General features: G+C 71.1%; 14 protein-coding genes. 5 read left to right on the top strand and 9 right to left on the bottom strand.

The window, feature by feature from the left end; genetic code table 11:
* Positions 1-128: 128 nt before the first annotated feature.
* The gene (gene nagB / locus IE145_RS00070) at positions 129-914 is read right to left on the bottom strand and encodes a glucosamine-6-phosphate deaminase (RefSeq protein ID WP_097991286.1); all 786 of its coding nucleotides are present in this window, start codon (positions 912-914) and stop codon (positions 129-131) included.
* 200 nt (positions 915-1,114) lie between these two features.
* On the opposite strand from nagB, the gene IE145_RS00065 reads away from it, so the two are divergent.
* Both IE145_RS00065 and IE145_RS00060 read left to right on the top strand, forming a co-directional pair.
* Positions 1,115-2,206: an SIS domain-containing protein gene (locus IE145_RS00065; RefSeq protein ID WP_189517597.1), complete on the top strand. Its 1,092-nt coding sequence runs from the start codon at positions 1,115-1,117 to the stop codon at positions 2,204-2,206.
* 367 nt (positions 2,207-2,573) lie between these two features.
* Positions 2,574-4,040, top strand: coding sequence for a sensor histidine kinase (locus tag IE145_RS00060; RefSeq protein ID WP_189518545.1), 1,467 nt, complete (start codon positions 2,574-2,576; stop codon positions 4,038-4,040).
* A gap of 199 nt (positions 4,041-4,239) precedes the next feature.
* Here the strand turns inward: IE145_RS00060 and IE145_RS00055 are convergent, their stop codons facing one another.
* Positions 4,240-4,497, bottom strand: coding sequence for a WhiB family transcriptional regulator (locus IE145_RS00055; protein ID WP_003953983.1), 258 nt, complete (start codon positions 4,495-4,497; stop codon positions 4,240-4,242).
* 319 nt (positions 4,498-4,816) lie between these two features.
* Positions 4,817-5,785: a diacylglycerol/lipid kinase family protein gene (locus IE145_RS00050; RefSeq protein ID WP_189517593.1), complete on the bottom strand. Its 969-nt coding sequence runs from the start codon at positions 5,783-5,785 to the stop codon at positions 4,817-4,819.
* Positions 5,786-5,949: 164 nt separating this feature from the next.
* Between IE145_RS00050 and IE145_RS00045 the strand changes: the two genes are divergently transcribed.
* Positions 5,950-6,399 (top strand): hypothetical protein, encoded by a 450-nt coding sequence (locus IE145_RS00045; protein WP_189517590.1) that lies wholly within the window; start codon positions 5,950-5,952, stop codon positions 6,397-6,399.
* 30 nt (positions 6,400-6,429) lie between these two features.
* Here IE145_RS00045 and IE145_RS00040 read toward each other — a convergent pair whose 3' ends face one another.
* From IE145_RS00040 to IE145_RS00030, 3 genes are all read right to left on the bottom strand, one after another.
* Entirely contained in the window at positions 6,430-7,386 is a 957-nt protein-coding gene (locus IE145_RS00040; protein ID WP_373296552.1) for an RNA polymerase sigma factor SigF, read from the bottom strand.
* The gene (locus IE145_RS00035; RefSeq protein WP_003966375.1) at positions 7,383-7,796 is read right to left on the bottom strand and encodes an ATP-binding protein; all 414 of its coding nucleotides are present in this window, start codon (positions 7,794-7,796) and stop codon (positions 7,383-7,385) included. The genes IE145_RS00040 and IE145_RS00035 overlap by 4 nt, the downstream gene beginning before the upstream one ends.
* A 230-nt stretch (positions 7,797-8,026) precedes the next feature.
* Complete coding sequence (locus IE145_RS00030) at positions 8,027-8,287, bottom strand: UBP-type zinc finger domain-containing protein (RefSeq protein ID WP_189517584.1); 261 nt, start codon at positions 8,285-8,287, stop codon at positions 8,027-8,029.
* A gap of 34 nt (positions 8,288-8,321) precedes the next feature.
* Between IE145_RS00030 and IE145_RS00025 the strand changes: the two genes are divergently transcribed.
* On the top strand, positions 8,322-9,923 hold the full coding sequence (locus IE145_RS00025; protein ID WP_189517581.1) for a Na+/H+ antiporter: 1,602 nt from the start codon (positions 8,322-8,324) through the stop codon (positions 9,921-9,923).
* Here the strand turns inward: IE145_RS00025 and IE145_RS00020 are convergent.
* The 3 genes from IE145_RS00020 to IE145_RS00010 all read right to left on the bottom strand — a co-directional run bounded on the left by IE145_RS00020 (position 9,899) and on the right by IE145_RS00010 (position 12,615).
* On the bottom strand, positions 9,899-10,837 hold the full coding sequence (locus IE145_RS00020; protein WP_189517578.1) for a 1-aminocyclopropane-1-carboxylate deaminase/D-cysteine desulfhydrase: 939 nt from the start codon (positions 10,835-10,837) through the stop codon (positions 9,899-9,901). The genes IE145_RS00025 and IE145_RS00020 overlap by 25 nt on opposite strands.
* A gap of 37 nt (positions 10,838-10,874) precedes the next feature.
* Positions 10,875-12,071, bottom strand: coding sequence for a globin domain-containing protein (locus IE145_RS00015; protein WP_189517575.1), 1,197 nt, complete (start codon positions 12,069-12,071; stop codon positions 10,875-10,877).
* A gap of 97 nt (positions 12,072-12,168) precedes the next feature.
* On the bottom strand, positions 12,169-12,615 hold the full coding sequence (locus tag IE145_RS00010) for an RrF2 family transcriptional regulator (RefSeq protein WP_189517573.1): 447 nt from the start codon (positions 12,613-12,615) through the stop codon (positions 12,169-12,171).
* Positions 12,616-12,792: 177 nt separating this feature from the next.
* On the opposite strand from IE145_RS00010, the gene IE145_RS00005 reads away from it, so the two are divergent.
* The gene (locus IE145_RS00005) at positions 12,793-14,199 is read left to right on the top strand and encodes a family 2B encapsulin nanocompartment shell protein (RefSeq protein WP_189517571.1); all 1,407 of its coding nucleotides are present in this window, start codon (positions 12,793-12,795) and stop codon (positions 14,197-14,199) included.
* Positions 14,200-14,307: the final 108 nt, after the last annotated feature.

Here is a 14,307-nt window from a genome sequence, read left to right as displayed (position 1 = left end):
GAGCCTCCCGCCGGACGGGCTGCACCCTTCAGCACACCGCACACCGCACCACACGGCAAAGGGCCGGGACACCGCAACGGCGTCCCGGCCCTGAGCCGTACAGGAGCAAGGGGGCGGGGGGCGAAGCCCTACAGCCCCTGCCACCCCGGCTTCGCCGCATACGTGGCCCGGAAGTAGTCCGCCAGCTTCAGCTTCGACGCCGCCGCCTCGTCCACCACCACCGTCGCGTGCGGGTGCAGCTGGAGTGCCGACGCCGGCACGATCGAGGCGACCGGCCCCTCCACCGTCTGGGCGACGGCCTCCGCCTTGCCCTCGCCGGTGGCCAGCAGGATCGGATGCCGGGCGTCCAGGATCGTCCCGATGCCCTGGGTGATCACGTGGTGCGGCACCTGCTCGATGTCGTCGTCGAAGAAGCGCGCGTTGTCCACCCGCGTCTGCTCGGTCAGCGTCTTGATCCGGGTGCGCGAGGCGAGCGAGGAGCACGGCTCGTTGAAGCCGATGTGCCCGTCCGTGCCGATGCCCAGCAGCTGGAGGTCGACGCCGCCCGCCTCCGCCAGCGCCCGGTCGTACGCCTCGCAGGCCGCCTGGACGTCCTCGGCCGAGCCGTCGGGGCCCATGAAGGACGCCTCGGAGAGCCCGAGCGGCTCGACGACCTCGCGCAGCACCACGGAGCGGTACGACTCCGGGTGGCCCGCGGGCAGCCCGACGTACTCGTCGAGCTGGCAGATCCGGGCGCGCGAGGCGTCGACCGCGCCGGAGGCGACCTTCGAGGCGAGCGCGCGGTAGATGGGCAGCGGGGTCGAGCCGGTGGCAACGCCGAGCAGGGCGTCGGGCTTGCGGCGGAGCAGCGCGGCGATGGCCTCCGCGATCAGTTCGCCGCCTGCCGTGGCGTCCGGGACGATGACAACTTCCACGCTGTGCCTGCCGATCTGACTAGGGGAGGAGGTGGTATAGACCAATCAAACTCCAATTTAGCAGAATCGGGCAGCCGTACGGAGAAGAGTCCACGCACCGGCGCCCCCTCCCGTCCCGGCCCGCTGGCGGCCCGCGGAATTGCCTGGTCGACTTGTCCGGTACGGCGACACCGCAGCCGACAGCACAGGGAGGTCTCCACATGTCCGCCACCTTTCCGGCCGACCCGGCCGACCCGGGCGGCCAGGGCGACCGGCCCGGCCGCATCATGTCCGGCGAGATGGCCGAGCAGCCCGCGATGCTGCGCCGCATCCTCGACCGGGGCGCGCCCCGCATCCGCGAGGTCGCCGCGGAGATCGCCGCCCGCAAGCCCCGGTTCGTGCTGCTCACCGCGCGCGGGACCTCCGACAACGCGGCCCTGTACGCGAAGTACCTGCTGGAGATCCGCCTCGGCCTGCCCTGCGGCCTCGCCTCGATGTCCACCACGACGGCGTACGGGGCCAAGCCGGACCTGCGGGACGTCCTGGTGGTCACCGTCAGCCAGTCGGGCGGCTCACCGGACCTGGTGGCCTCCACGAGGGCCGCCCGGGAGGCCGGGGCCGTCACCCTCGCCGTCACCAACAACCCGGACTCCGCGCTCGCCGCCGTCTCCGAGTACCACATCGACATCCTGGCGGGCCCGGAGAAGGCGCTCCCGGCCACCAAGACGTACACCGCCTCCCTGCTCTCCCTGTACCTCTTCGTGGAGGGCCTGGGCGGCCGCGACGGCACCGACGCCGCCGCGGGGCTGCCCGACCTCGCGGGCGCGATCCTGGGCCGCCGGGCCGAGGTCAGGGCGCTGGCCGCCCGCTACCGCTTCGCCGAACGCATGGTGATCACCTCGCGCGGCTACGGCTATCCGACGGCCAAGGAAGCGGCCCTGAAGCTCATGGAGACCAGCTACATCCCCGCTCTCTCCTACTCCGGCGCGGATCTGCTGCACGGACCGCTGGCGATGGTCGACAACATCTCCCCGGTGATCGCCGTGGTCACCGACGGCCGGGGCGGCGAGGCGCTCCAGCCGGTGCTGGACCGGCTGCGCGGGCGCGGCGCGGATCTCTTCGTGGTCGGCCCGAAGGCCCAGGTGGAGGCGGCGTCGGCCGGCTTCTCGCTGCCCACGGCGGGCGTCCCGGAGGAGTTGCAGCCGGTCCTGGAGATCCTGCCGCTGCAGATGCTGGCGTACGAGGTGACGATCGCCCGGGGCCAGGACCCGGACGCGCCCCGCGCCCTGGCGAAGGTCACCGAGACCCGCTGAGGGCCGTGCCGGTGCGGCCCCGGAAACACCCGCGGGCCGCGGCGCCGGGATGGGACCCTCAGCCCATCCGGCACCGCAGCCCGGAGCTACCTGGCCGGCGGTGTGCGGTGCCCCCGGCCACTGGAGGCACCGGCGCGGTCAGGGCAGAGAGCGCCGGGTGCCTCGGTCCGCTCTCCTGTGCGGGGAGAGCGGAGGTCTTGATGAACATTGTGGACTAGACCAATACCCGTGTCCATCCGTGTGCACGACATTCTCGGCCCGGCCGCCGCCCCTGTCCATCGCCATACCCCGTAGACCTGCACGGCTCACCGGCCCCGGCGGTTCGAACGCCTGCGGTATCCCCGGGTACGCTCCCCACGTGCCCTCCATGAACGACCTCGTCCGCCAGCACACCGCTCTGAGCGACACCGACCTCGAGTGGCTCCATCTGCTGGTCTCGGAGTGGCAGCTGCTCTCCGACCTGTCCTTCGCCGACCTCGTGCTGTGGGTGCCCACCCGCGACGGCACGCGGTACGTCTCCGTCGCCCAGATGCGGCCCAACACCGGGCCCACCTCCTACCAGGACGACATGGTCGGCCACCTGGTGCCGCGCGGTCGCCGCCCGCTGCTCGACGCGGCCCTGGACGAGGGCCGGATCGTGCGCGAGGGTGACCCGGAGTGGCGTGAGGAGGTGCCCGTACGGGTCGAGTCCATCCCCGTACGCCGTGACGGCCGGGTCCTCGGCGTGATCGCCCGGAACACCAACCTGCTCACCGTGCGCACCCCCTCCCGGCTGGAGCTCACCTACCTCCAGTCCGCCTCCGACCTGGCCCAGATGATCGCCGCCGGGTCCTTCCCCTTCCCCGGCCAGCAGGTCGACATGGACGCCTCCCCGCGCGTGGGCGACGGCCTGATCCGGCTCGACGCCGACGGGATCGTCCAGTACGCCAGCCCCAACGGCCTCTCCGCCTACCACCGCCTCGGCCTCGCCTCCGACCTGGTCGGCCAGCACCTCGGCACCGTCACCGCCGAACTGGCCCCGTCGCGGGGGCCGGTGGACGAGGCCCTGGTCAAGGTGGCCAGCGGTTACGCGCCCCGCGAGTTCGAGGTGGAGTGCGCGGGCGGGGTGATCCAGCTGCGGGCCATCCCGCTCAAGCCCAAGGGCGTCCGGATCGGGTCCCTGGTCCTCCTCCGGGACGTCACCGAACTGCGCCGCCGCGAGCGCGAGTTGATCACCAAGGACGCGACCATCCGGGAGATTCACCACCGGGTGAAGAACAACCTCCAGACGGTGGCCGCCCTGTTGCGTCTCCAGTCCCGCCGGATGGACTCCGCGCAGGGCCGCGAGGCCCTCAACGAGGCGGTCCGGCGCGTCGGTTCGATCGCCATCGTCCATGAGACGCTGTCCCAGAATCTGGACGAGCGGGTGGAGTTCGACGAGATCGCCGACCGGGTCATCGCGATGGTGTCGGAGATCTCCCCGGGCAAGGTGACCTGCCGCCGCACCGGGCGCTTCGGCATCCTCGACGCCGAGGTCGCCACCCCGCTGTCCATGGTCCTGACCGAGGTGCTCCAGAACGCCCTGGAGCACGCCTTCGCCCTGGCCGACCACGGCACGGTCGAGGTCTCCGCCGTGCGCGGCGGATCGCCCACCGAGGGGCGGTTGCTGATCACCGTCACCGACGACGGGCGCGGCCTGCCCGAGGGGTTCGACCCGAAGCAGGCCGGCAACCTCGGGCTCCAGATCGTACGGACCCTGGTGGAGGGGGAGTTGGGCGGCACGTTCGGTATGGTCCCGGCCCCCGAGCGCGGCACCCAGGTGGTGCTGGACCTTCCGGTGCAGGGCCTCAAGTAGCCGCGTACGCGCAACGCCGAACACGCGCGACGCCGGGCGCACACAGCAGAGCGGGCCCGGACCGTGGTGACGGTCCGGGCCCGCTCCGTGATGCTCACGTTGCGATGCGCTTCGGGATACTGCGCGCTGCGACTCGAAGGCGGGGCTGTGCGTACGCTCTGTACGCGCCGCCGGGCTGAGGCTTGGTGCGGGGGGTCGCTCAGGCGCTGGCGTTACGCGCCCGGTTGCGAGCGGCGCGGCGCTTCATCGCGCGGCGCTCGTCCTCGCTGAGGCCACCCCAGACGCCGGAGTCCTGACCGGACTCGAGCGCCCACTGCAGGCACTGCTCCATGACGGGGCAGCGGCGGCAGACAGCCTTGGCTTCCTCGATCTGCAGCAGCGCAGGACCGGTGTTGCCGATGGGGAAGAACAGCTCGGGGTCTTCCTCACGACAAACGGCGTTGTGACGCCAGTCCATGGCTGCTACCTCTCCTTGGTATTACACGCTGGTGCTTGTGAATGTGAACGCTTTCACGAATCCCCCCGCAGATGACGGGCCGACCCCCAGATGAACTGGGTGTGGTCTGTGATGGTGAGGAGGGGTTCTGGCTCTCAGTGGAGGCCGGTGTTGCGGGCCGTCCCGATCGCCATGAAGAGATTCCCAAACCTCGGCGACGGATACAACCCCTTCTGGAAAGTTTTTTTTGATTCCTCGGTGTCGACTAGGTCACAGGCGCACTTCTTGGGGGTGGGACCCAGTCCAAACGTTCGAGTTAAAGGACTTTCGGCCCTTCCACTCACACAATCACACGCAGTGCACGGCGTACGCCTGTGAACGTCACGCTCGTACGCAGTCCCAGGTGGTCACCGTCCATCTGGAAGGGCAGTGGGACCTTTGAATGCAAGGTGAAGTCCGTGAGGTCATGGCGTGAAACGGCATGCTTCCCGCGGGGCCCCTTCTCGGGGCTCGAAGTGAGCAGCTGGGTGCCGTACAGGGCCACCGCCGGAGTGGACAGACGCTTCAGTCCGAGGACGTCCAGCGCGGTGTCGAAGGAGGCCTTCGGCGAGGCGTAGACCGGACGATTGCCCAGGTAGGTCCAGGGGGCGGTGTTGCAGATTATGGAGAGCGCGAGGTCGGTCACCGGGTCCTGGCCGGGCACGTCGAGCGTGATCGTCCCGTGTCTGCGGTGGGCCTCGTTCAGGAACTGCCGCACCACCTGGCGTACGTACAGGGCGTGCGTCGAACGCTTGCCGCCCTCGCGTTTCTGTTCGACCCGGCCGACGACTCCGGCATCGAACCCGAGCCCGGCGCAGAAGGTGAACCAGCGTTCGGGAACGGATTCGTCCTCGGTCCCCGGGGTGCCGGCGGCCAGGCCCAGACCAACCGTGCGTTCGGTCCGGTTCTCCAGGGCGTCCAGGATCGCGCCGGTCGCCTCCACCGCGTCGTTCGGCAGCCCCAGGGCACGCGCGAAGACGTTCGTGGACCCGCCGGGGACCACGGCGAGCTTCGGGAGGTTGTCCACGTCCGGACCCTGGTGCAGCAGCCCGTTCACGACCTCGTTCACCGTGCCGTCGCCGCCGAGGGCGACCACCAGATCGATGTCGTCGCTGTCCGCGGCCCGCCGTCCCAGATCCCGTGCGTGCCCCCGGTACTCCGTGGTCACCGCCTCCAGCTTCATCTCGCTGGCCAGCGCGTGGATGAGCACGTCACGGGTGCGGGCACTGGTGGTGGTAGCAGCTGGATTGACCACGAGGAGTGCGCGCATGACGGCCAGCCTACCTACCGGGCGGTTCGAGACCGAAGCCCGGTTCACTGCGCTCCGGGGCGGTGACGGAGCGTGACGCCCCGCCCCGGTCCACCGCCGAACGGGTACGGCCCCCGCACACCCCGGCTTCACTTCCGGGCGCCGGGGATGCCAACCTGAAAGGCGTGAGCACTCAGCAGACACCGTCCACGCCGCCCTCCTCCACCGCGGAGCGCCCGACCAGGATCACCGTCCTCGCCGGGGTCAACGCCCTCGAAGGCGTGGCTCTCGCCGTCGGCGGGATCTACCTGCTGGTCATGGGGCTGCTCGGGAAGCTGGAGAGCACGCAGCAGGCGGAGACGGTCGGGATCACCCTGGTCGCGCTCGGCGCCATCCCGCTGATCGCCGCCCGCGGGCTGCTGCTGCTGCGCAGCTGGAGCCGGGGACCCGCGCTGATCACCCAGATCATGGCGCTGCCGGTGGCCTGGACGCTGCTGCGCTCGCAGGGCGCGCTGATCCCCACCGGGATCGTGCTCGCGGTGGTCGCCGTCACCGGCCTCGTGCTCGTCCTGAACCCGGCGACCACCCAGGACCTGGGCATCCGTCGGGGGCCGAGGGTGACCCCCGACGCCTGAGCCTCCCGGCCCCGCTCGTCACCGCTCGGCTCACTCCTCGACGAGCAGTCGCTCGCGGAGCTGCGCCAGGGTGCGGGCCAGCAGCCGCGAGACGTGCATCTGGGAGATGCCGACCTCCTGGGCGATCTGCGACTGGGTCATGTTCCCGAAGAAGCGCAGCAGCAGGATCCGCTTCTCGCGCGGCGGCAGGTCCTCCAGGAGCGGCTTGAGCGACTCCCGGTACTCCACGCCCTCCAGCGCCTCGTCCTCCGAGCCCAGCGTGTCCGCCACGGCCGGCGACTCGTCGTCCGTGTCCGGCACGTCCAGCGAGAGCGTGCTGTACGCGTTGGCCGACTCCAGGCCCTCCAGCACCTCCTCCTCGGAGATGCCGAGCCGCTCCGCCAGCTCGTGCACGGTCGGCGAACGGCCGTGCTGTTGGGAGAGCTCCGCGGTGGCCGTGGTGAGCGAAAGACGCAGCTCCTGGAGGCGGCGCGGCACCCGCACCGCCCAGCCCTTGTCCCGGAAGTGACGCTTGATCTCGCCGACGACCGTGGGGGTGGCGTACGTCGAGAACTCCACCCCCCGGTCCGGGTCGAACCGGTCCACGGACTTGATCAGCCCGATCGTCGCGACCTGCGTCAGGTCGTCCAGCGGCTCGCCGCGATTGCGGAACCGGCGGGCCAGATGCTCCACCAGCGGCAGATGCATGCGCACCAGCCGGTTGCGCAGCTCGGCCTTCTCCGGGGAACCGTCGGGCAGCTCCCGCAGCTCGAAGAACAGGGCCCGGGCCCCGCTGCGGTCGTGTGGATCGTGGTGCCCGTGCTCGCTCATCTGGCCCGCCCGCTCTGCCTGCGACTGCTGCTCCACCGCGACGTCGAAGCCCTCGGGCCCGTCCGCTCCGTGCTCCGGATGCGGCCGGGCCTGTTGCTCCGGGATGCCTGCTGGGCGCACCACCCCGGATCGGATCGTCTCGTCCCGCACAGGACCGTCCCCGTTCCCGTCGCTCACGCCGGCCCGGGGCCCGCGCCGCGCTGTTTGTAGAGGCTGATGCTGACCGTACGGTCGTCCGCGACCGTGGAGTCGACCTTGCCGGCCAGTGCGGAGAGCACCGTCCAGGCGAAGGTGTCGCGCTCGGGCGCCCGGCCGTCGGTGGTGGGCGCCGACACCGTCACTTCGAGGGAGTCGTCGACGAGACGGAAGACGCAGCTGAGGACGGAGCCCGGCACGGCCTGCTGGAGCAGGATCGCGCAGGCCTCGTCGACCGCGATGCGAAGGTCCTCGATCTCGTCGAGAGTGAAGTCCAAACGCGCTGCGAGACCGGCCGTGGCCGTTCGCAGCACCGACAGGTAGGCACCCGCAGCGGGCAGCCGGACTTCCACGAAGTCCTGATTCCCGGGCTCGCCTGCGATCTGGGACACCCTCACCTCCAAGGTGGCACAAACTCTTTCGAGGTTCCGGGAAAGGGCCCGGAGCCATGCGGTCCGTCGACGGTTCTTCGGCTCGGCGACGTTATCGGATCCATGATGCCGTGTCGTACGGACCCCACACCGCGTCCGTCACTCATGGTAACTCCATGAGTACGGAAAGTGGCTAGGGGTCTGCGGCGTCCAATTACGAAGAACCGGCGCCGCATTGACGTACCCAGGCGTCAGACGATCGAACCGTCCTCGAAGCACCAGCGCCAGCTCTCGCCCGGTTCGAAGCTCCGCATCACGGGGTGACCGGTCGCCCGGAAGTGTCCGGTGGCGTGCCGCAGCGGCGACGAATCGCAGCAGCCGACGTGCCCGCAGGTCAGACAGAGCCGCAGATGCACCGGGTGGGTGCCCGCCTCCAGGCACTCGGGACACGTCTCACCGAGCGGCACGGGCTCGGGGCGTGGCAGTTCCGCTACGTGCGCACACTGGCTCATGCTGGGCAGGTTACGACGGATGGAGGCCGGTGGGATGGACGCGCTGCCGCTGATCGCCCTGGTCGCCGCGAGTGCCGCGGTGGCCGGCGTCGCCCGCCGCACCCCGGTGCCCGCCCCGCTCGTGCTCGTCGCCGCGGGGCTGGTGGCCGGCTATCTGCCGGGCGTTCCGACGTACCACCTGGACGCCCATGTCGTCCTCCCGTTGCTGCTTCCGCCGCTGCTCCACACCGCGGCCCTGGACAGCTCCTACCTGGATCTGCGGGCCAACATCCGGCCGGTCGCCCTGCTCTCCGTGGGCTACACCCTCTTCGCCACCGTGGCGGTGGGCTGGCTGGCACACCGGATCATCCCGGACCTGCCGCTGACCGCCGCGCTGGTCCTGGGGGCGGTCGTCGCCCCGCCGGACGCCGTGACGGCCGCCGCGATCGCCCGCCGGGTCGGGCTGCCCGCCCGGGTGACCACGATCCTCCAGGGCGAGTCCCTGGTGAACGACGCCACGGCGATCACCGCCTTCCGGGTGGCGCTGGCCGCGGCGGTGGGGGAGGGGATGAGCTGGGGCGCCGGAATCGGCGAGTTCCTGCTCGCCGCGATCGGCGGGGTCGGCGTCGGGCTGGTGCTGATGGTCCCGCTGCACTGGCTGCGCACCCACCTCAAGGAGGCGCTCCTCCAGAACACGCTGTCTCTCCTGATCCCCTTCGTGGCGTACGCGGCGGCCGAGCGGGTGCACGCCTCCGGTGTCCTGGCCGTGGTCGTCGTCGCCCTCTATCTGGGCCACCGTTTGTGGCAGGTCGACTTCGCCACGCGTCTTCAGGAAGCGGCCGTCTGGAAGATGGTGGCGTTCATCCTGGAGTCCGCGGTGTTCGCCCTGATCGGCCTCCAGTTGCCGTTCGTCCTGAAGGAGCTCGGCCCGTTCGGTGTCCAGGAAGCCATCGGCTACGCGGTCGCGGTCTTCGTGGCCGTCGTCGTGGTCCGCTTCGTCTGGGTCTACCCGGCCACCTATCTGCCCCGGTGGCTCTCCCGGCGCGTTCGGGAGCGCGAGCCCGGCACGGACTGGACGGCACCGCTCATCGTGGGCTGGGCCGGGATGCGCGGGGTCGTCTCGCTCGCCGTCGCCTTCTCCATCCCGCTGGTCACGCAGGACGGCGAACCGTTCCCGGCCCGCAGCCTGGTGCTGTTCCTGACCTTCACCACCGTCATCGGGACGCTGGTGATCCAGGGCCTGACCCTGCCCGTGCTCGTCCGCGTGCTGAAGCTGCCGCACCGCGACCCGCAGGCCGTCACGCTCATCGAGGCGCAGGCGCAGAGTGAGGCGTCAGAGGCGGCGGAGGCCCGGCTGCGGGAACTGCTCGACGACCCGCACAACCGTCTCCCGCCACCGCTGGCCGACCGGCTGCGCAGTGTGCTGGAGCGCCGCCGCAACGCCGTCTGGGAGCGGCTGGGCGTCGCCGACCCGGTCACCGGGGAATCGGCGGACGACACCTACCGGCGGCTCTCACGGGAGATGATCGGGGCCGAACGCGCGGTCTTCGTCCGGCTCCGGGACGAGCGGCGGATCGACGACGAGATGATGCGTACGCTGCTGCGCCGACTGGACCTGGAAGAAGCGGCCGCCTACCGGGAGCCGGACGGTTCCTGAAGCGGCACGTCCGGGGTGCCGGTGATCACGGCGGCCACCCGGCTGCCCCGCGCGAACGCCCCCTCGCCGGCCAGTGCGGTCAGCGCGAACAGCAGCTTGGCGACGTAGACGCGCTCCACGGGCAGCCCGTGCCGCTCCTCGAAGCCGTCGGCGAAGGCGTCCAGCTCCGGGGTCGTACGGGCGTAGCCGCCGAAGGTGAAGCGCTCCTCCAGCGACCAGTCCCCGGCCGGGCCGCCGAACGCCTCGTGCTGGAGCCGCGCCACCTCCCCGGCCAGGAAGCCCCCGCCGACCACCGGCACGCCCAGCGCCCGCTGCCCGGGATCCAGCCCGGCGGCGAGCCCGGCCAGGGTGCCGCCGGTCCCACAGGCCACGGCCGCCACATCGACCTCTCCGGCCAACTCGCGCCCCAGCGCCGTACAGCCCTGTGCGGCCAGGGCGTTGCTGCCGCCCTCCGGGACGACCACCACATCCCCGAACCGGCTCAGCAGCCCCTCCAGGACCTCGGGGGAGGCCTTCGCCCGGTACGTCGTACGGTCCACGAAGTGCAGCCGCATCCCGTCGGCCGCGCACCGGGACAGCGAGGGGTTGAGCGGCCGGTGCGCCAGCTCGTCGCCGCGGACGACACCGACGGTCCCGAAGCCCAGCAGCCGCCCGGCCGCCGCGGTGGCCCGGAGGTGGTTGGAGTACGCGCCGCCGAACGTGAGCACGGTCCGCCCGGCGGCGGCCTCCAGATTGAGGGCGAGTTTGCGCCACTTGTTGCCCGGCAGATCGGGGTGGACCAGATCGTCCCGCTTCAGGAAGAGCCGCACCCCGTGGCGGGCGAAGCCCTCGTCGTGGACCTCCTGCAAGGGGGAGGGGAGCCGGGGGCGGAGGAGGGCGTCGAGGCGGGGCGGGCCGGGGGGCGGGCTGGTCACCCCGCCATTGTCGCCCGCCCGCCGTGTCCGCCGCGTTTCAGGAAGCGGCCAGCCAGAGGTCCGGGCCGAACACCTCGTAGTGGACGTCGGCCGGCCGGACCCCCGCCTCCAGCAGCTGGGCCCGGACGGCCCGCATGAAGGGGAGCGGGCCGCACAGATAGGCGTGCGTTCCCGGTCGTACGGTGATGCCGGCCAGGTCGACGAGGCCGGTGCGGTTCGCCGGATGTCCGGCCTCCGGGACCTCGTACCAGAAGTGCGCCTCGGCGTCCGGGAGCTTCTCCGTCAGCCGTATGTGGTCGGTGCGCAGGGCGTGGTCGGCCGGTGAGCGGTCGCCGTGCACGACGGTGACCGGGCCCTGGTGGCCCTCCTGGGCGAGGTGCTCCAGCATCGACAGCATCGGGGTGCAGCCGATGCCCGCCGAGGCCAGCAGCAAGGGCGCGTCCAGGTGGTCGAGCACCAGGTCCCCGTAGGGGGCGGAGACGCGCAGCACGTCGCCCACGCGGGTGTGCTCGTGCAGGTGCCGGGAGACCTCGCCGTCGGGCGAACCCTGGCCGCGCACGCGCTTCACGGTGATCGACCGGAGCCCGGAGCCGGGGGCGCCGGAGAGGCTGTACTGGCGCACCTGGCGGGCACCGTCCGCGAGTTCGACCTGGACGGAGACGTACTGGCCGGGCCGGAAGGCGGGCGCGGGAGTGTCCTCGGCGGGACGCAGCAGGAACGTGGCGACGTCCTCGGTCTCCTCGGCCCGGGCGGCGACCTCCCATTCCCGCCACACGTCTCCCGCCGCGACTCCCTGCTGGGCGTAGAGGCGTTCCTCGATGGCGATGAGGGCGTTCGCCATCAGCCAGTAGACCTCGTCCCAGGCGGCGGCGACCTCCGGGGTGACCGCGTCGCCCAGGACGTCGGCGATGGCCGCGAACAGATGGGTGTGCACCACCTCGTACTGCTCCGGGGTCACCCCGAGCGAGGCGTGCTTGTGGGCGATCCGGTCCAGCATCACGTCGGGCCGGGTGCCGGGCTGCTCGACCAGCGCGGTCGCGAACGCGGCGATGGATCCGGCCAGGGCTCTGCGCTGATCGCCGGAGGCCTGGTTGCCGCGGTTGAACAGGTCCCGCAGCAGCTCGGGGTGGGCGGCGAAGAGCTTCTCGTAGAAGAGGTCGGCGATGTCCCCGATGGCCGCGCCGACGGCGGGAAGGGTGGCGCGGACGGTGGCGGTGGACCGGTCGGAGAGCATGGAGGCTCCTTGTATTGGAATGTTGGATGCGTATTTAAGGGCAGGAGGAATCGGCCCCGGCGGGCGGACGTGTCCGAGGGGGTGGGTCCGGGGTGGGTCAGTCGGGTGGCGGCCCGCTGCCGATGCCGAGCAGGAGCGGGCCGGTGGGGGAGGCGACGAGGTCGGGAACGGTGATCGGGTCCAGTGCGGCGTAGAAGGCCTCCTGGGCTCCCCGCAGGGCCCCGCGCAGCCGGCAGGCGGAGCGGAGGGGGCAGGGGGTGTCGCCCTCGCACTCGACGACCTCCTCCGGACCCTCCAGCTCCCGCACCAGCGAGCCGATCGACGCGGAGCGGCCGGCCGGGGTCAGGGTGAGTCCGCCGCCCCGGCCGCGCCGGGCGTCGAGCAGGCCGAGGTGCTGGAGGCGGGCGACGACCTTCGCGGCATGGGTGTACGGGACCCGCATGGCGGCCGCCACCTCGCGGGTGGTCGGCGCCTCCGAGTCCTCGGCCACGGCGAGCCGCATGAGGACGCGGAGTGCCACGTCCGTGAATCTCGTCAACCGCATGGGGGCAGCGTAGATAAATTGCACAGCAGATGCAAATTAAAGAGGTGGTTCGGCGGCGGGGCTCAACGTGCCCCGCCTGAAGGTGGATTAGTCACACTCTTTTGTGTAATGGCGGTCCCGCCCCTCCTGCTGAAAGTCTTTTCCTCGCAGGTCAGCCCATGATCGAGAGGACGTCAGATGTCCGTTGGTGAAGAGGTTCGCGACACGCAGGCACCGCCGCAGCAGAGTCTGGGGACGGCAGCTGCGCGGAACCTCGCGACGACCACCAAATCCGCGCCGCAGATGCAGGAGATCACCTCGCGGTGGCTGCTGAAGATGCTGCCGTGGGTGCAGGTACAGGGCGGTACGTACCGGGTGAACCGTCGGCTCAGCTATGCGGTCGGTGACGGCCGGGTGACCTTCGTCCAGACCGGGGACCGGGTGGCCGTGATCCCCGCGGAGCTGGGGGAGCTGCCCGCTCTGCGCAACTTCGGGGACGAGGAGGTCCTCGCCGAGCTCGCCCGCAGGTGCGAGCAGCGGGACGTGGACGCGGGGGAGGTGCTCGCCGCCTCGGGGGAAGCGGCGGACCGGGTCTATTTCCTGGCGCACGGCAAGATCGAGAAGATCGGCTCCGGCCTCTACGGGGACGAGACGGAGCTCGGCGTCCTCGCCGACGGCGCGTACTTCGGCGACCAGAGCCTGATCGACGGCGATGCCGTCTGGGAGTACACGGCCCGCGCGCTCACCCCGTGCACGCTCCTCACCCTGAGCCGGGCCGATGTGTACAACCTCGCGGAGCGCGCCGAATCCCTGCGGGGCCATCTCGCCGGACTGCTCTCGATCCCCGAACAGCGGACCAACCACTACGGCGAGGCGGCGATCGACCTCTCCGCCGGTCACGTCGGCGAGGCGGTCGTCCCGCACACCTTCGTCGACTACGACGCGGCGCCCCGCGAGTACGAACTGAGCGTCGCCCAGACCGTGCTGAAGGTCCACAGCAGGGTCGCCGACCTCTACAACCAGCCGATGAACCAGACCGAGCAGCAGTTGCGGCTCACGGTCGAGGCGCTGCGCGAGCGCCAGGAGCACGAGCTGATCAACAACAGGGAGTTCGGACTTCTCAACAACTGCGACTACGGGCAGCGGATCCAGCCGCACGACGGGGTGCCCAGCCCGGACGACATGGACGAACTGCTCTCCCGCCGCCGCGGATCGAAGCTCTTCCTCGCCCACCCGAAGGCCATCGCCGCCTTCGGCCGTGAGTGCAGCCGGCGGGGGCTCGTCCCGGAGAGCGTTGACATCGGAGGTCACCACGTGCCCGCCTGGCGCGGGGTGCCGATCTTCCCGTCCAACAAGATCCCCGTCACCGACGCCCGTACCACCTCCATCATCTGCATGAGGACCGGCGAGGCCGAGCAGGGCGTCATCGGCCTCCAGCAGACCGGCATCCCCGACGAGATCGAACCGAGCCTCTCGGTGCGCTTCATGGGGATCGACGAGCAGGCGATCATCTCCTACCTCGTGACGGCGTACTACTCCGCCGCCATCCTGGTACCGGACGCCCTCGGAGTGCTGGAGAACGTCGAGGTCAGCCGCTGGCGCTGATCCCAGTCACCCCGGGGGTCCGGGCGGCAGTCGCCGCCCGGACCCCCGGGTCCGCACCCATCGCCTCGCCCCAGGGAGTTGACCGTGACCATGACCAGTACGGACGCA

Origin of the sequence: Streptomyces sindenensis (genome assembly GCF_014649035.1) — a bacterium.
GTDB lineage: Bacteria > Actinomycetota > Actinomycetes > Streptomycetales > Streptomycetaceae > Streptomyces > Streptomyces sindenensis.
The sequence above is the reverse complement of the archived record's forward strand: the minus strand, read 5'-3'. Positions and strand labels throughout refer to the sequence as shown.